Origin of the sequence: Chitinophaga sp. GbtcB8 (genome assembly GCF_019091455.1) — a bacterium.
Lineage (GTDB): Bacteria > Bacteroidota > Bacteroidia > Chitinophagales > Chitinophagaceae > Chitinophaga.
The window spans coordinates 14218-33314 of the sequence record NZ_JAGXJN010000028.1; the positions used below are offsets into that span (position 1 = coordinate 14218).

Sequence of the window (19097 nt, forward strand, 5' to 3'; positions counted from 1 at the left end):
GAACGGAGCTTAGTATTATTTATGAATAACCCAGGTGATTGGCAAACTTTATGCCTAAATGGAACCTGCTATCATGCCCCGGAGTGCATTGTGCTGATGGCATACAGGCTCCGGCAACAGTATTTATTGATCTGGCAGAAGTGGCTGGAAGATCTTAAATGGTCTGTTCCTGTAAATACAGGTAATAATTATATAAACACAGGCAGCGATAATTTCTTTATATATTTGTTTACTTGTAGTACAAAAGAAGCATTTATGGTTAATGGTATTAAACCAATTTCATCCAGGTCGATGGCTGAGCGGGTAGAGATAAGCCTGAGGGAGTATTTTGCGCAGAAATCCTTTAAGCCTGGTGATCCCCTGCCTACGGAGCTGGAGCTGGCGGCAGCTTTGGGTGTGAGCCGTAATGTAGTAAGGGAGGCGTTAAGCCGCTTTAAAATGCTTGGAATTGTAGAAGCCAAGAAAAAATCAGGCATGGTTATTTCCAATCCTGATATTGTAGGCACTTTTGAAAAAGTGATGACCCCGGAGATTATGGACGAAACCACGCTGCAGGATCTGTTTGAGCTAAGGCTGGCGCTGGAAATGGGGATTGCCGATCTTTTATATATCCATAAAACGGAAAAAGACCTGGATGAGCTGGAAGAAATTGCAGCCCGGGAAATGAAAGAGAAAGACAATAATTTCCGGATCAGCAACGAGATCGCATTCCACAGCAAGTTATATGAAATGACGGGCAACAATACGCTCAAACGCTTTCAGAGCCTGTTATTGCCTATTTTCGGATATGTGATAAAGCTGGAAAAAAAGAAAGTGATTTCAGGAAAAGTCACCCACCAGGACCTCGTTAAAATATTAAGGAAAGGAACGGTCGAGGATTTTAAGGAAGGGATGTTATCTCACCTGCAGCCCCATTTTGACCGGGTAAAGAGTTTTAAAAAATAACCGGGAGCGGGGGCCGTAACGTCCTGAAATACAGCATTCACCTCATCCACACCTGTCATCCACCTGCTGGAATACTGCCGGAGTGGCCCGTAATAAGGCATACATTAATCTACATATCCTGATCAAATATTGCTGAAATGCCCTGCCATACAGGCATTTACCACTTTTATTTCCATTACTTCCCCTCCTCCAATAAAAAAAATCTGCCCTAAAATTTTTGTAATCTAAAAACAAATTCTACATTTATTATGTAGAACATAACTACTAATAAAACCTACGTTATGAAATCCACAATTCCACTATTAGGGGGCTGCACCCTGATTGCCGCCGCCTGCCTGCTTATTGCCGCCTGCAAAAAAAGCAGTACAGAACAACAGCTGCAACCCGTTCCTGGATCAGCCGGTAAAGGGGCAGTAATGGCCGCTACTGCAGCTGCGCAATCTCATAGTTACCTTACACTTTTTGATGGCGGCCCCAGTGGGCAGCACTCCTTCCGCATTCCTTCCATTGTTAAAACCAAGAACGGCACCCTGGTAGCCATCTGCGAATGCAGGCGCTGGAACAATACTGACTGGGGCGATATAAACGTGGTGTATAAACGCTCTTTTGATAATGGCGCCACCTGGACAGCCATGGGCGAGATTGCCGCTTCCGGCGACGACACCTGGGGAAACCCTACTTCCGTATATGATCCATCTTCCGGCACTAACGGAAGAATATGGGTGTTTATGTCCTGGAATGATGGGGCCTTAACCTCCATCAGCCAGGTTGATACCTGGGGCGAACGGAAAGTATATTCCAGCTATAGCGATGACCAGGGCGCTACCTGGTCAACACCGGCTGACAGAACAGCTGCCCTGCTGCCGCCGGGATATACCTGGGATGCTATGGGCCCGGGCATTGGCATCGTTACACAATTCAACCATCCCGGCAGGTTAATCATTCCTGCCAAAGGCCGTAATATTTACAGTGATGATCATGGCGCTACATGGAATTATTCACCTACACCTGCGGGTTCTGATGAAGGTACTATTGTAGAAAGAATGGATGGCACCTTGCTGCGCAATGACCGCCCGGTTACCAGCCAGTGGGAGCTTTCCAAAAGAAGAAGGGTATCGGTAGGCAGCATTGAAAGCGGCTTTCCCGCCTTCACATCAGATAATACGCTGCTGGATCCCAAGTGCGAAGCATCCATCCTGCGCTATAATACTGATGCGCCAAACCGCATCGTATTCCTGAACTCTGCCAGCACTGTTACCCGCGGAAAAATGCGCGTGCGCATCAGCTATGATAACGGGCAAACCTGGCCCATAAGCAGGCGTATCTACGACTGGCTTACAGAAGATGAGGCCCAGCAACAAGGTAAGGGAGGTTACACCAGCATGATCAAAACTGCAGACTATCATGTTGCCGCTTTAATAGAAACCAATGAGGATACAAATAATAATTCCACCAGTCACCGTTCAATTGAATTTCACAAGTTTAATCTGCCCTGGATCCTGAACGGAAATCCTGAACCTTGATAGATCAGGGATCCCTTTACCAGAGCATCTGCCAAACATTTTTTGAACCTTTTAACAGACTCAAATGAAATGCTTAAGAATTTGCTGCTGTTTACTTTTCCTGTTCGGCCTACAGAAAAGTTACAGCCAGTCCGCTGAGTTCACGGTATCCGGGACAGTCCGTGACTCTGCCACCCACGAGCCACTAATAGGGGTGAGCATCTCCGTAAAAAGCAAACCCGCCTCCGGTACCGTTACCGATGAAGGCGGCCACTTTATTGTAAAGCTGGCATCCGGCAATGAAACATTGCTGCTCCGCATGATCAACTATGCCACAAAAGAAGTTCCTGTAAACAACAGGAGAGAGCACAACATCCTGTTATCAACCATCTCCTCACAGCTGGGCGAAGTATTGATCGTAGGTTATACGGAGCAATCCGTTAAAAAGAATACAGCTGCTATTTCCAAGCTGGATGCGGCAGAGCTGAAGAATAATCCAAACCCTAACCCGGTGCAGGCACTGCAGGGTAAAGTGGCCGGTGTGTCTATTCCCATCACGCAGGGGCAGCCCGGCATAGGCGCTACCAACATCATTATCCGCGGTGGCACCAAGCCCAATGCATATGGTTCCGGCCTGGGTAATAATAATGGCGAATCCATAGGCGCATCAGACGGGAGCGATCCACTGGTGATCATTGACGGCGTATTCCGTTCTATGAATGATGTGAACCCGGATGATATTGAATCCCTGCAGGTGATGAAAGATGCTGCTTCCACCGCCATTTACGGCGCCCGTGGCGCAAATGGGGTGATTGTTATCAAAACAAAAAGAGGAAGGCTGAACACAAGGTCCAGCATTACGCTGAGCCACAGAACCACCTGGGAAACGCAGGCCAGGGATTACGACTATCTTTCCGCATCAGAATACTTGCGCCTGGCACGTACAACTGTAGCCAATACAGACGATGCCATTAATAAAGATAACCTGCTGAATAACGGCGGCTTTTCTGCCGGCACCCGCGTATACACTCAGCCCGGGCAGTACGGCAAGAATATATACCTGACCGCATTGTATGATAACATAGTAGCGGTAGAAGGGCAGCAGTACGTGGATAACCTGCTGGCAAACGGCTGGCAGACAATGGACGATCCCATAAACCCCGGAACCAAATTGCTGTATGCAGATAATCATTACCAGGACATGCTCTGGAAAACAGGCCTGAGCAATACTGATAATGTAACCATCAGCGGTGGTACGGATAAAGCGGATTACAATTTTTCCATGGGTTATACGGACCAGAAAGGAGTGCTGGTAGGCACGGCCTATAAGCGCTACAATGTATTGGGTAATTTCGGATACCAGGCTTACGACAATCTTAAGCTGGACTTTATGGTGAATTACCAGAATGTGATCCCGAAATATGTAGATGCCTATCAGAACGACCTGGTAAGAGCCATCCGTATCACACCGCTTATCAGGATCTTTAAGGACGACGGCAACCCCACGCCAGGCGAGCTTTACACCGTAAGGAACCGTTTTCATACGCTCAAGTATGATGATATGAGGACATCCACAGAGCGTATGGTAACCCGTATGGCCGCAGACTGGACTATTATAAAAGGGCTGCACTTCAAACCATCTCTTTCCTATTTAATTGACGACTATACGGAGATGTTCATGAGAAAAGGCACGCCTGCAGATGAGGTGCAACCCTCTATGCAGCGCTGGAAAGATGATTACACCAACAGCTCCCGCCAATTGATGATAGACCAGGTATTACAGTATGATTTTAACCTTCAGCAGGATCATCATGTTACCCTGCTGGCCGGTATGAACTATACCCGCAATACCAACCATGTAAAGGATATGGGCTCACAGCGCGCTACCAATGATTATATTTATACCATAGATGAACCTACCACCACTGTTATTAATGGCTCCGTTTTCAGCAACGTAGTGGATTTTGCTACTACGCTGGGCGAAACAAGGTCGGCCAGCTTCTTTGGCCAGTTCAGCTACGATTATAAAATGAAGTACATACTGGGTGGTACCTTACGTTATGATGGATTCTCTAATTTTGCACCGGATAATAAATATGCATTATTCCCCTCTCTTTCCGCCGGGTGGAATATTGATAAGGAAAGCTTCTGGAAAAGTAATATCGTAAGTTCCCTGAAAGTTAGGGGCAGCTGGGGTATTGCAGGCCTCAGCGGGTTAAGCCTGTCAGATACTTACGGAAAGTATTCATCCGCCAGTTATGCTATGTATGCAGGCATTATACGGGCAGGTTTATCCAACCCCGGCCTGCGCTGGGAATCTACCGTTACTACAGACCTGGCCGTGGATGCCGGTTTCCTGAAAGACCGGATCACGCTTTCTGTTGACTATTATAATAAGCTCACTAAAGACAGGCTTACTTCCAAACCGCTTCCTGCAGAAGCGCCATTCACTACCATCACCTATAATAACGGGGCGCTCCGTAACCGTGGGGTAGAGGTAGCCATAGGCGCCGCCATCATACGCTCGCCAAAATTCAGCTGGAACGCCAATTTCTCTTTTGCATTTAACAGAACTGTTATTACACAACTGCCGCAGAATAACCGTGCTAAGAACCGGCAGGGAGGTGATATTATTTTTGATAAAACCAGCGGAAAGGAAATTGAAGCCGGTGGTTTTGCAGAAGGGGAAAGGCCTTACGGTATCTGGGGTTATAATGTGCTGGGCGTATTTGCAACCAATGAGGAAGCAGCCGCATGGAACGCACGCATTAAAGATAACCTGGCTTCACCGCAGGGTATTATCGTAGGCAAGCGGGGAGGTGATTTTATTTTTGAAGATGTTAATAATGACGGGGTAATTGATACCAAAGACCAGGTATTCTTAGGTTACCGTAACCCGGATAAGATAGGAGGTATTCAGAACACATTTAACTACAAAGGATTTTCTTTAAGGATCACTGCCGATTATGCATTGGGTCATATTATCAGTAACGGTGCGCTGGCACGTTCCATGGGACAGGGCAGGGCTTTTAATGAAGGTGCGCCTTCGCAGGCTATAGGACCGGATGTTTGGAAAACCCAGGGCGATGAAGGTAAAAAATATGCAAGGTTCTCTTTTGCCGATTATGACTTCGGGCAGCGCAACTACCTGCGCAGCGCAACGCTGGGTAATAATAACGGTTATGGGTCAGATGTATCTGTGATGTTTGAAAAAGGAGATTTCCTGGCATTGCGTGAGATCACATTGTCCTATGATTTTCCCGCCGCTATCACCAATAGATTCAAAGCAGCAGGGCTGAACGTTTTTGCAAGTGTTTATAACGTGGCCTACCTGACCGGTTACACCGGGCTAAACCCTGAAATATATAGTGGTTTTGACCCCGGCGGGTATCCCAGGCCACGTCAGTTTTCACTGGGTGCAAATTTGAGGTTCTGATTTTTTTAGATGGAATAAACATGGTTTTTATGAAAAAATTATGCTTGAAAATATTAATGGTGTTTTTATCAGCAGCTATATTATCAGGATGTAAGAGCATACTGGATGTAACACCGCAGAGCAGCATTACAGAACAGGTGTTCTTTAAGAATGAGGGCGATTTTGAGCCTAACCTGGTAGGCATTTACACGGTGATGCGCTCTCTTGCCAATAATGTTACTTATGGAACAGAAAGGGGAGAGGAGCTGATCTCCGCTTCCAACTCAAGGTTTACGGTAGCATGGTCACATACTTTATCACCTTCTTCCGGTGCAGTGAATTATGCGGAATGGTACAAAGGCATAGGCCACTGTAACCTGCTGCTGGATAAGATCCAGGGTTTTGCCTTTAGCTCTAACCCGGACCTGAAAAAGAAAATAGTTGCCGAAACTTATGCCTTGCGTGCATACTTTTATTTTCACCTGTTAAGGGTAATTGGCGATGCCCCGCTGATGCTGGAGGCGATAGTAAATGACAATGTTCCGCTGCTGCCCCGCTCACCGGCTACAGAAGTAATGAAACAAATAAAGGCCGACCTGGATGCTGCCCTGCAGCAATTGAAAGGCATGTCTAATTTTTCTGCAACCAGCTATCCATCCAAATACCGTTTTGCATACGGATCTGTACTGGCTATGAAGGCAGATGCCCTTTTATGGAGCGCCAAGGTGCTGGGCAGCGGCAATGCTGACCTGCAGGAAGCGGTTACCCTTATCAGCGATATTGAAACCACGGGATTAAGCCTGAATGATAATTTTGGAAATGTTACAGGCCTCCGCGCTTCTTCTAATAAGGAAGTGCTGATGGCGGCTTATTTCCAGCGGGATGAAACAGCATCCGGCAACTATTCCAAGAACGCGCTGCCTTTTCTCTCCATCATACAGGGCGCATTGAATCTTGATTCCATACCTTACGCTGTTTCATCAGGGAACGGGCAGGGTGCTTACCAGATAAGCCCCTTATCCAAATCGTTATTCTCAAATACGGCAGATAAGCGCATTCCCTTTACCTGGATCCTGGAAAGGCAACCCAGTGGTCCTAAAATATCCTGGATCACCAAATACCCCGGTACAAAGTATTCAGACGACCGGGTGCCGGATAACGATATTATTCTTTACCGGCTGGCAGATGTGTACCTGATGAAAGCAGAAGCATATGCCGCATTAAACGATGTGACCAACAGCGTAAAATACCTGGATTATGTAAGAGCAAGGGCCGGCACCGGCGCATATACCGGAGCTGTAACGAAGACAGCGGTAGAAAAGGAAATTCTGGATGAGCGTGGCCGCGAGCTTTTTTTCGAGAACAAAAGGTGGTTTGATCTGTTAAGATTTCATAAGGGAGGTACCGTTAACGTATATACGTATGTACCCAACCTGGCCGGTAAAAGCACACCGCTGTTCTGGCCTGTTAACAGTACCGTACTGGCAAATAACCCGAATATTAAACAAACGGATGGTTACTAAAAGCCCGGATAAATGATGGCAAACAAAAAAAGATTCTTATTCCTGCTGCTGGCCGCAGGTGTTCTAGTGCAGGCCTGCAGCACTACTAAAGGAACAGCAGGCAAGGCGGTAAACGAAAGTCACCTGGTATTTGAGCCGGGCGGCCGGTACACCTCCATGCGCATACCTGCGCTGGTACTAACCAAACAAAATACCCTGCTGGCTTTCTGTGAGGCCAGGATAGGCAGCGCCAGCGACTGGGCCGGTATGCACCTGGCCATGCGCAGGAGCACAGATGAGGGTAAGACCTGGAGCGAGATAATGCCTATTGACAGCAACAGTCAGGGGCCTGCAGGCAACCCCGTGCCGATCGTAGATGCAAATGGCACTATCCATTTGCTGTACCAGAGAGATTATGATAAGGCTTTTTACACCTGGTCGGCAGATGATGGCCGTACCTGGGCGCCGCCGGTTAATATCACTGCCGTGTATGAGCAGTTTAAACCGGATTACAGCTGGAAGGTATTAGCGCCTGGCCCCGGCCATGGCATTCAGCTCAAGAACGGCAGGCTGCTGGCTGCCACCTGGCTGGCAAATTCCCGTAAGCTTACCCCGCACAGAAGCCATTCGCCATCCTGTTTGGCCACTATCTATAGTGATGATCTGGGTAAAACCTGGAAGCGGGGAGCCATTGTAGCAGATAGTACTGCCGCTGTTGCTAATCCCAATGAAAGTACGCCTGTGCAGCTGGCAGACGGCCGTGTGTTGTTAAGCACACGCACTGGCTCAGCAATTAAAAGAAGGGCCTTTAGCATCAGCAATGATGGTATTTCCAACTGGAGCCCGATACGGTTTGAAGAAGAGCTGTTTGATCCTGCCTGTATGGCCAGTATTGTAAGCCTGCCTGAATGGAAGAATGCCCTGTTATTTACCAACCCGGATAGCAGGAATATAGACAAGCAGCCCCGCCGTAACCTCACGGTAAAGCTTTCCTATGATAATGGTGAAACCTGGCCGGTGCAGCGGGTGCTGGACAGCGGCCCCTCCGGGTACAGTGATATGGCAGTGGGAAAGAACAATACAGTTTACTGCCTGTATGAAACCAACACAAAAGACTTTAAAGGATTCAATTATAGCCTGGTGCTGAAAAAGTTTAATGCGGCATGGTTACTAAACAATAAAAAATAACAATACAAGTGATGAGAATTCAAGGATTGATAGCGGCTACATTCAGCACATTTAATGAAGATGGTTCACTGGATCTGTCCCTTATACCCCGCCTGGTAGATAAGCTGATCAGTGAAGGAGTACAGGGCGTTTTTATTTGCGGCACCAATGGGGAAGGTCCTAACCTTACCTCAGAGGAACGCATGACCATTGCGGAAGCATATGTAAAAGCAGTGAACAAGCGCTGCCTGGTGCTGGTGCATGTAGGGCATCCATCCATAGCGGAAGCCAGGAAGCTGGCAGTGCATGCAAAAAAGATCGGTGCAGATGCAATATCCGCAGTAGCGGCATTCTATTTTAAACCAGCGTCTGTAAATAACCTGGTGGATTGTATGGCTGAAATTGCAGCTGCTGCGCCGGATATGCCTTTTTATTACTACCATATCCCGGTGATCACTGGCATGGGAATAGATATGCTGGAATTTTTACGGCTGGCAGAAGGGAAGATCCCTAACCTGGCCGGTATCAAGTATACCGCTGCCACCCTGCATGAATACCAGGCCTGCCTGAATTATAAGAACGGCAGGTTTGACATTCTCTATGGGTACGATGAGCTGCTGCTGCCTGCGCTGGCAGTAGGCGCACAGGCAGCCATTGGCAGCACCTACACTTTTGCAGCACCGCTGTACCTGAAGGTGATGGCATATTTCCGTGAGGGAAAGATAGCAGAAGCGCAGCAAATGCAGCTGCATGCCATTAACATGATACGCTGCCTTTCCAGGTATTCGCCCATCCCTACACAAAAAACAATTATGAAGCTGATGGGCATGGATCTGGGGCCTTGCCGGCTGCCGCTGGTGAGCTTATCTGCACAGCAGGAGCAAGACATCAGTAATTACCTGCAGGAGATAAAATTTGCAGCGGTACTGAAGGAAGCTGCTTCCAATGCATAGTCATGAGGCGTATTTATTATTTCATATTTATTTTCTCAACCTGGTGTATGATTGAAAGTTGTATGCATGGCGGAAGCATGGTTACACAGGCGGGGTATCATTGGGATACCTTGCCTGCCATACCGGATAAAACAGGATTTGCAGGCTCTTTTGCAGGGGTTGCAAATGGTGCTTTGATTGTTGCAGGGGGCAGTAATTTTCCCAATGGCGGCACACCCTGGAATGGCGGAAAAAAGGTTTGGTCTGACAGGATCTTTGTGCTGGAGCATCCACAGGAACATTGGAAGGAAGCCGGCAAACTCCCGCGGCCGCTGGGTTATGGCGTATCCATATCAACGGAAAGTGGGCTGATCTGTATTGGTGGCAGTAATGCGCAGGGGCATTATAGTGATGTTTTTCTGATAAGCTGGCAGCAGGGGCAGATAGCCGTTACCGTTATGCCTTCATTACCGGAACCACTGGCCAATGCATGCGGTGTTATGGCAGATAGCTGTATTTATATTGCCGGTGGTTTAAGATCACCGGATGCACAGGCAGCTGCAGCTGATTTTTATATGCTGAACTTAAAAGATACAGCAGCCGCACGCCACTGGCGTTTGCTGCCGTCCTGGCCAGGCCCTGCCCGTATGCTGGGCGTTGCCGGTGCTCTGGGGCACGATTTTTTCCTGTTTAGCGGGACTGCCCTGAAGAACGGAAAGCGGGAGTATTTAAAAGATGCTTACCGCTATAACCCGGAAACCGGCTGGCATAAATGTGCTGACATGCCGTTTGCAACAGTAGCTGCACCTACGCCTGCCCTGGCCAGCAATGATCATGTGCTGAACATTTTTGGCGGCGATACAGGTAAGGATGCGGAGAAGGCTGCTGCGCTGCGGGAGCGGCATCCGGGATTTTCTGATGAGATACTGGTCTATGATCTTAACGCAGATACCTGGGCACGCAGTGGAAAAATAGATACCCTCCGTAATGCGGATGCGGTAACAAATCCCAACGCAAGCATCTGGGCGCCGGTAACCACAACCTTTGTACAATGGAATGGGCTGCTGGTCTTTCCCGGCGGGGAGGTACGCCCGGGCACAAGAACGCCGAATGTGCTGACCGCAACAGCTGCCGGCGCACAGCAGCATTAAATAGAACAGCATATTTGAATTTAAAGCAACAGGGAAAAGATGAAACAAGCACGATATTATCCATGGGTAGTGGTAGCCCTGCTTTGGTTTGTAGCCTTGCTGAATTACCTGGACAGGCAAATGCTTTCAACCATGAGGCCTTCCATTCAGCTGGACATCCGGGAGCTGGAAAGCGCCACTAACTTTGGCCGTTTAATGGCGGTTTTTCTTTGGATCTATGGGTTAATGTCGCCGGTGTCCGGCATTATTGCAGATAAGGTTAGCCGCAAGTGGCTGATCATTGGCAGTCTGTTCGTATGGTCCGGCGTTACCCTGTTGATGAGTTACGCTACCGGTTTTAACCAGCTTTACTGGTTAAGGGCTGTGATGGGTATCAGCGAGGCATTGTACATTCCTGCAGCATTATCCCTGATAGCGGATTACCACAGCTCTTCCACCCGCTCGCTGGCAGTAGGCATACATATGACCGGGCTGTATATGGGGCAGGCCCTGGGTGGTTTTGGCGCTACCATTGCAGCTGCCTACTCCTGGCAAACTACTTTTCACAGCTTTGGACTTATTGGTGTTGTATATGCCGTAGTACTGATCTTTTTCCTGAGAGAAAAACGTGTATCTGCAGCAACAGGCCCGCTTACGGATGAAGAGCAGCCTCATTTTTTCCATGGACTGAAAGGCTTATTAACCCTGTTACCGTTCTGGATCATCCTGTTGTATTTTTCCATTCCCAGCATACCTGGCTGGGCTATCAAGAACTGGCTGCCTACACTTTTTTCCAACAGCCTGCATGTGCCAATGAGCCAGGCGGGCCCGGTAGCCACTATTACCATAGCAGCATCTTCCTTCATAGGTGTAATTGCAGGTGGTTTATTATCTGACCGCTGGGTGCAGTGGAATGTGAAAGGCCGTGTTTATACCAGCGCCATTGGCCTGGGGTTAACCATACCGGCGCTGTTCCTGCTGGGTGTGGGGCATTCTACTTTCTTTCTTGTAGCATCTGCCTTTTGTTTTGGTATTGGCTTTGGCATGTTTGACGGCAATAATATGCCCATCCTGTGCCAGTTTGTTGCGCCCCGGCACAGGGCTACGGCTTATGGACTTATGAATATGGGCGGTGTATTTTCCGGTGCATTTATTACCAACTTCCTGGGTAAGTCAACCGATGCAGGCCACCTGGGGCGGGATTTTGCTTTAATGTCTGTAGTGATCCTGGCAGCTGTTGGGATGCTGTTGATGTTCCTGCGGCCTAAGGTTAAAGACGCTGCTGATTAGCTGTTCCGTTTCATATACTCCACCGGCGACAGGCCAAACTGTTTACTGAAGCTTCTTCCGAAATTAGCCAGGGAGCTGAATCCCAGCATGTCCGCTACTTCATTTACCTTATAGTTGCCGGTGAGCAGCAGCTCTGCCGCTTTTTTTAAACGGGTAAGACTGATGAGCTCATAAGGGCTCATATCAGACAGTACGCTGATCTTCCGGTATAAAGTAGGGCGGCTCATATTCATCTGTTTTGCCAGGAATTCCACATCCAGCATTTTATCATCCAGGTGTTTGCCAATGATCTGCTGCAAATTTCCCAGGAACTGTTCATCGGCCTTATTATAGGCCATGCTTTTTATATGCGCCAGCGGTGAGCTTGCAAAATGGGCTTTTACCTTATTGCGGTTGCTGAGCAGGCTGGCTATCTGCGCCTGCAAAAATTCAGGGGAGAAAGGTTTTTCTACATAAGCATCTGCACCTATTTCCAGCCCTTCAATCTTAGCTTGTAACGTGTTTTTGGCGGTAAGCAATATCACGGGTATATGGCAGTACTCCACATTGTTCTTAATATGGCTGCAGAGCTCAAAGCCATCCATGTCCGGCATCATTACATCAGATACTACCAGCTGTATCACTTCCGTGTTCAGTACTTCCAATGCCTCTATACCGCTGCCGGCGGTAAAAATGGCGTAATGTTCCTCCAGGTCATCTTTCAGGAAAACCAGTATTTCTTCATTGTCATCTACCAGCAGCAGCGTTGGGTGCATAACGTACCTTTTTAAATTCAAATTCAACATCCTGGTGCACGGGTAACCGCAGCACAAATTTATTCTTTTCCGTTAGCTCAGGCAGCAGGGTGCCGTGATGCAGGCTGGCCAATGATCTTGCCAGGGCCAGCCCTATGCCGCTGCCCGGTTTGCCGGAAGAGCTTTTTAATCTTACAAAAGGTTCAAAGATCTTTTCTTTCCAGCTTTCAGGCACCAGCGGGCCATCATTTTCTATGATCAGCAGGAACCAGTTGTTTTCCGGCGCTTCCATGGTTAAGTGTATGCTTACCTGTGCTTCGCCGTATTTTAACGCATTATCCACCAGGTTGCCGGCTATTTTGCGGAACGCTTCCACATCCAGGTAGGCAAACAATGGTTTATCCGGCAGCTGAAGCACATAGCTGAAATGTTTTTCTTCTGCTATGGGAATAAAGGTTTCAAATATTTCCTTTGTAAGCGCTGATACATCGGTGCGTACAAAATTTAAGCGGTAACCTTCTTTTTCTGTTTGCCGGAAGTCCAGCAGCTGCTGGCTTAATTCCACCAGCCGGTTGGTATTGCGCTCCATTGTTTTCAGGTATTTGAGCATATCCGGTAAGGCGGCCGCCTTTTTCAATGCTTTTTCCAATGGCCCTTTAATAAGCGTGAGCGGGTTGCGGATCTCATGCGCTACATTGGTAAAAAATTCGATCTTGGAGCGATAGATCTCTTTCTCTTTTTCATATTCCAGCAGCTCCATACGGCGGCGTGTTTTTTCCTTGTTGCGCCGGTGATAGTTGCGTACCAGCAGCCATACGATCACTATTATCAATACCACATACAAGGCAAAAGCAAGCGGGCTGGCCCAGAAGGGTGGCAGCACTTCTATAAAAAGCAGCGTTTCTTTACCATTCCACTGCCCGCTGTTATTGGCTGCTTTTAAGCGAAAGGTATATTTACCGGGCAGCAGCTCTGTAAAATACACGGTGCGGTTAGCGCTGTAGGTCCAGGCTTCCCGAAGCCCTTCCATTTTGTAGGCGTACTGGGTCATTTCAGGCGCTGTAAAGCTTAGCGCAGCAAAGTTGATGCTGAATGACGACTTATTGTAAGGCAGGCGGATGGTATCTGTAAAAATAATAGACTGTTTCAGGATACCATCTTTACCGCCAATTTCCAGCTCCCGGTTGGATACCTGGAACCCTGTGAAATATACCGGCGGCTCATGATGGTTTTCCTCAAAGAAGGCGGGATTAAAACGGATCATACCCTTTACACAGCCAAAGTACATATTGCCGCTGCTGTCCTTGTAGGCTGAGCTGTAATTAAACTGATCACTCAGTAAACCATTGGCTTTCGTATATACCTTTAGGTTACCAGAGTGCGGGTTAAAACGCGCCAGCCCTTTAGAGGTGCTGATCCACAGCTCCTGCTTTTTCTCATCTTCCAGCACACAGTACATGAGGTTACTGGGAAAACCCTGCTGCATGGTATAACATTTCCATTGTGCGCCATTATGTTTGTATTGATACAAACCTTCTTCCGTAGTGATCCACAGATCCCCATGGCTGTCTTCCATCACCTGATTAATACGGTTATTCTTTAAAAAGAGCTGGTTCTGGCCTGTTTGCGGATCCAGGCAATACAGGCCATCGCGGGAGGTGCCTGCCCAGATAAGCCCCTTGCTATCCTGTAATACAGTAGTATAAAAGAAGTTCTGCGGTAATCCATTAAAAGGCTCAAAGCCGCTTCTGTCAGGCAGCGCTTTGTAGATGCCTGCTGCGGTAGTTAGCAAAACATCGCCACCGGGCGTGCGGTAAATACTATAGATAAAATTACTATTGAAGGAATGGGGTGTGCCATCATCCATATAGTGCCTGATCACTTTGTTGCTGCGGATGTTGAACAGATCCAGCCCGCTTTCAAAAGTTCCTATCCATAAGGTATCGCCTGTTAGCAGCAGCCCATGCAGGTTGGTGTTGGAAATGGCAGTTGGTATACCGGAAGGCTCAAAGCAGCTGAACCGGTTATTTTTTACATCCAGCTTATTCAGGCCCCGGTCTTCTGTGCCTATCCACAGGTTACCGTATTGGTCAGGATGAATTTCCCGTACAGCATTGCCCGTTAGTGAGTTCTCGTTAGTGATGGGAAAGAATTTTTCAAAGTAGGTATAAGGCTCGGGGCAATAGTTCAGTCCTCCGAAATAAGTACCTGCCCACATGCCGCCTTCTTTATCCCGGCATAAGGTATACACTGCATTATCTGATAAAGACCAGGGATTGTTGTATTGTTTTTGCAGGTGATGGCTTTCATTTGTCAGCGCATCATATACATAGATGCCTGATTCAGTAGCGATCCAGTAGTGATTTTTATCCTTGCCGATGATATCCCTTACAAACAGGGGGGTACCATCCGGGTTAGCACGTACCAGGTCTGTATAGTTGCCGGTAAGCGGATCAAACTTTTTGAAACCCTGCTTGGCAGTGCCAATCAGCAGAAAACCCTGGCCGGTATCATAGATCTTATTAATGATCCTGGAAATGGGCTGCGGCGATTTATTAAAAACATCATAAGCTGTAAAGCTGTTATCAGTTGCATTGTATTTTTCAATTTTGCTGTTGCGGGTGGGCACCCATACGGTACCGTCAACAGCTATACATACTGCGCTGGCGTCAAAATATTTTTGCGGATCATATCTTTCCACTTTGCCTGTTGCAGTATTATACTTCACCAGTGTAAAATCTGCTATGAACCAGATATTACCTTTACCGTCTGCTTTAATATCACGTACTGCTGCCTGGCCACTGGCTTCAAAATGGCTGAACTGTTCGGTGGCAGGGTTCATGCGGAACAATCCTTTTTCTGTGCCGGCCCATATCATACCTCCGTATTCATACAAGGTATGAATATAGTTGTTGCCTAAGGTCTTAGGCACAGCAGCATCCGGCAGAAATACTTTAAAGGAATAACCATCAAAACGGTTAAGGCCATCCCGGGTGCCTAACCATAAAAAACCTTTTGTATCCAGCAAGCTGCTTAGCACTGCATTATTGGATAAGCCATTTTCAACCTGGTATGTTTTGAAATAGTATGATTGCCCCTTTGCACGATGACCGGCAACAGCGGCAATAATTAATAACAACATGACGTGGCCCCAAAAGCGCATCTGGAATTGTTTGTACCCTGAATTAAAGATACAAAAGCTTTAAAGAGCATAAGTGAGAAAAATTGAACACTTTTTGAGACGTGGTGAACAGTCCTTCTCATTCAATTACTGTTATTTTACTTTTAAACGAACGTTATGAAATTCTTCTACTCGGGGGGGGATCAGCTGCCATCACATAAGGGCGGCCCACGTTATCCTTTATCTTTTTTGTTGTTTCACGTCATCTTTTTTAATACCAGGCTGCGGCCTTTGTTCCTATTAATGATAAGCCTGTTGTGCATACAGGCGGCGGTGTTTGCGCAATCACCTGTAAGCGGGACTGTAAAGTCTTCCGAAGGGGAAATGCTGCCCGGTGCTACGGTGGTAGTGAAAGGCAAACAGGTATCGGCAAGCACCAACAACGAGGGTAAGTTCACGATCCAGGCAGCTGCAGGCGATGTGCTGGTAGTATCCTACATCGGGTATGCAAGTAAGGAAACGCCTGTAACCGGCGCTGCCAATTATGCCATTACGTTGGAAAGTACCAACATAGGTATGAATGAAGTAGTGGTGATCGGTTACCAGACCGTACGCAAAAAAGATCTTACCGGCGCCATTGCCCCGGTGAACATTAAGAACTCATCTGCCGTTACCGCTAATTCGGCGGTTGAATCCCTGCAGGGGCTTGTGCCTGGTGTAACGGTGCGTAATGGCGGCGCCCCGGGGCAAAATTCAGTGGTAGAAATAAGGGGTGTGGCCAGCTTCACCAACAGTACGCCCCTGTATGTTATTGATGGGATGATTGCAGACGCAAACTCCACCATCAATACTAACGACATTGAATCTATGCAGGTGCTGAAAGATGCCTCTGCAGCTGCTATTTATGGCTCACGGGCAGCGAATGGCGTAATTATCATCACCACCCGCAAAGGCCGTTCCGGGCCGGCAAAGGTGAGCTTCTCCGCTAAATATGGTGTGCAGGAAATACCCAAACGCTGGGATGTAATGGATGCAGGCCAGTATCTGAAAACGGCGCAAACGCAGTACGCCAATTCCGGCCAAACACTGCCTCCCGGCGTTGCCGCGCAGCTGGCGAATAATACTATTAATACAGACTGGCAGGATGCTATTTACCGTACCGGCAATACGCAGGATTATAATATAGGCGTATCCGGTGGCGGCCCCAGTGGAAGCTATTTGATTTCCGGCAGCTATTTTAAGAACAAAGGCGTATTACAGGCCAATGATTTTGACAGGACCAGCTTACGGATCAATACAGAAGCCAAAAAGGGCAGACTGACCGTAGGAGAGAATATGGTGCTTAGCTATACCAGCGGCAGGAATCCCATGGGCGGCATCAATGCTTTTTATGAAGCCCCGCAAATGCTGCCTATTATTAATGTACAAAGCGATGTTTATAAATCCATTCCCAATAACCCCGGCGGCTGGGGCATAGGCACTACTGAAATACCTACCTATGCTAACAACTACCTGGCAGTAGCAGCATTGGATAAAGGTAATTTCAACTACTCTAAAATAGTTGGTAATGCATATGTTGATTTTAAGATCGCTGACTGGTTAAGCTATCGCCTTAACGGCGGTTTGGAAGCCAGCTTTGATTTTGCAAAAGAGGTGCGGGATACGGGCATCTGGCGTTACGCCAACCAGCCGGCAGCTACTTTTGTAACAGAAGAAAGATCGCAGTTCACGAATATGCTGCTGGAGCATACGCTGAACTTCAACAAAACTTTTAGCGCACATAATATAAACGGCGTGGTGGGTTATTCCTATCAGCAGGTAAAGCGGGAGTATACCAATGGCAGCCGTACAGGTTTACAGCATATTGGCGGACAAACGCTTTCCACTATTACATCCGGTTTGGGGATAGCCTCTTCCGGCAGCGGTGCTTCAGCATTTTACCGCATCCAGGGTTTTTTAGGCCGGTTAAATTATTCGTATAGTGACAAATACCTGGTGACCTTATCCGGCAGAATAGACCAGGATTCCAGGTTCGGTCCGGATTACAGAACCGGTAATTTTTATGCTGCCGCCGCATCCTGGCGTATCAGCAAAGAACCGTTCTTTAATGTGAACTGGGTATCTGATCTGAAGCTGCGCGCTTCTTACGGAGAGCTGGGTATTAGTAACGTATTGCAGGACCTGGGCGGTTCCTGGCCTACACTGGGTTTTCTTAACAGAAGCCCCAGAGCGGTGTACGGAGTAGGTCAAACTCCTGTTGCCGGTGGTTACCAGGCCACTATCAATAACCCGGACCTGCGCTGGGAAAAACGTAAAGAAACAAATATAGGTGTAGATGCATCTTTATTCAACGATAGGATCGCGGTAACACTGGAAGCATACAACAACCTGTCAAAAGACGTGCTGGTGAATGTGCCTTTGGGTTATTACCTGGGCACTGCCGATTCAAAGATCATATCCAACGCCGCCTCTATCCGTAACCGTGGCATAGAATTCAGCGTAACATACCGGCATAATGAAGGCCCCTTCAAATGGGACATAGGTGTTAATGGTACCACTATTCAAAACAGGGTTATAGCAGTGGGTAACCAGGGCGCCGGTGTTGATTATGTAGATGTGCCTGATATTACTTTTGTAAGATCAAAGATCGGAAACCCCATGAGCTCCTGGTATATGTTAAAGTCGGAAGGCCTTTTCCAGAGCCAGGAAGAGATCAATAACTACAAGAACAAGAACGGCACAGTAATACAGCCCCAGGCAAAACCGGGTGATGTAAAATACCTGGATAATAACGGCGACGGGCAGATCAATAATGATGACCGTGTGCTGATAGGCTCTCCCTGGCCTAAGTTCCAGGGTGGCGCACAGTTCAATGCCAGCTACAAACAATTCTCACTGAACCTGCAGGTAGTAGGTGTGTTTGGTTATAAAGTATATAACGATATCCGCCGTGTGCTGGATGGTTACCAGACCACTAACTTCCGCACAGATATAAATCCCTGGACACCTACCAACACCAATACCAGTGATCCCAGGCTAGGTGTAGAGGTTGGAGATGCCGGCATTAGCTCCAACAATTATGCGAACAGCTCCCGTTGGCTGGAAAACGGCTCCTATGCAAGGATCCGCAATTTAGAGCTGGGTTATTCCCTGCCGGAAAGCCTGCTTAAAAAAGCCAACATAGCTAATGCAAGAGTATATGTGAGCGGACAAAACCTGCTGACCATTACCGGTTATAAAGGGCTGGATCCGGACGTAACAGGTTCCGGTGTACAGCTCCGCGGTTTCGACAATGGCAACTGGCCGGCCAGCCGCATTATCTCATTCGGTGTACAGTGTGAATTTTAATCATCAGCAAA

Annotated in this window: 11 protein-coding genes; 9 read left to right on the forward strand and 2 right to left on the reverse strand. The window is 47.7% G+C overall.

The window, feature by feature from the left end; genetic code table 11:
• The first annotated feature begins 255 nt into the window (after positions 1-255).
• From KVT36_RS21830 to KVT36_RS21865, 8 genes are all read left to right on the forward strand, one after another.
• Positions 256-945 (forward strand): FadR/GntR family transcriptional regulator, encoded by a 690-nt coding sequence (locus KVT36_RS21830; RefSeq protein ID WP_217605568.1) that lies wholly within the window; start codon positions 256-258, stop codon positions 943-945.
• Between the two features lie 281 nt (positions 946-1226).
• Positions 1227-2468, forward strand: a complete 1242-nt coding sequence (locus tag KVT36_RS21835) for an exo-alpha-sialidase (RefSeq protein WP_217605569.1) — start codon at positions 1227-1229, stop codon at positions 2466-2468.
• A 64-nt stretch (positions 2469-2532) separates the two neighbouring features.
• Positions 2533-5883 (forward strand): SusC/RagA family TonB-linked outer membrane protein, encoded by a 3351-nt coding sequence (locus KVT36_RS21840; protein ID WP_217605570.1) that lies wholly within the window; start codon positions 2533-2535, stop codon positions 5881-5883.
• Positions 5884-5912: 29 nt separating this feature from the next.
• Positions 5913-7385 carry a RagB/SusD family nutrient uptake outer membrane protein gene (locus KVT36_RS21845; RefSeq protein WP_217605571.1) on the forward strand — a complete coding sequence of 491 codons (1473 nt, stop codon included), beginning with the start codon at positions 5913-5915 and terminating at the stop codon, positions 7383-7385.
• 12 nt (positions 7386-7397) lie between these two features.
• Entirely contained in the window at positions 7398-8552 is a 1155-nt protein-coding gene (locus KVT36_RS21850) for an exo-alpha-sialidase (protein ID WP_217605572.1), read from the forward strand.
• An 11-nt stretch (positions 8553-8563) separates the two neighbouring features.
• The gene (locus KVT36_RS21855) at positions 8564-9484 is read left to right on the forward strand and encodes a dihydrodipicolinate synthase family protein (protein WP_217605638.1); all 921 of its coding nucleotides are present in this window, start codon (positions 8564-8566) and stop codon (positions 9482-9484) included.
• A 47-nt stretch (positions 9485-9531) separates the two neighbouring features.
• A complete protein-coding gene (locus KVT36_RS21860) occupies positions 9532-10614 on the forward strand; it encodes a galactose oxidase (RefSeq protein ID WP_254640136.1) in 1083 nt (360 codons plus the stop codon).
• Positions 10615-10653: 39 nt separating this feature from the next.
• On the forward strand, positions 10654-11883 hold the full coding sequence (locus KVT36_RS21865) for an MFS transporter (RefSeq protein ID WP_217605573.1): 1230 nt from the start codon (positions 10654-10656) through the stop codon (positions 11881-11883).
• On the opposite strand, the gene KVT36_RS21870 is transcribed toward KVT36_RS21865, so the two are convergent.
• The gene (locus KVT36_RS21870; protein WP_217605574.1) at positions 11880-12638 is read right to left on the reverse strand and encodes a response regulator; all 759 of its coding nucleotides are present in this window, start codon (positions 12636-12638) and stop codon (positions 11880-11882) included. The two genes, KVT36_RS21865 and KVT36_RS21870, sit on opposite strands and share 4 nt — an antisense overlap.
• Positions 12610-15780, reverse strand: a complete 3171-nt coding sequence (locus KVT36_RS21875) for a two-component regulator propeller domain-containing protein (RefSeq protein ID WP_217605575.1) — start codon at positions 15778-15780, stop codon at positions 12610-12612. The genes KVT36_RS21870 and KVT36_RS21875 overlap by 29 nt, the downstream gene beginning before the upstream one ends.
• A 135-nt stretch (positions 15781-15915) precedes the next feature.
• Between KVT36_RS21875 and KVT36_RS21880 the strand changes: the two genes are divergently transcribed.
• Positions 15916-19086 carry a TonB-dependent receptor gene (locus tag KVT36_RS21880; RefSeq protein ID WP_217605576.1) on the forward strand — a complete coding sequence of 1057 codons (3171 nt, stop codon included), beginning with the start codon at positions 15916-15918 and terminating at the stop codon, positions 19084-19086.
• Positions 19087-19097: the final 11 nt, after the last annotated feature.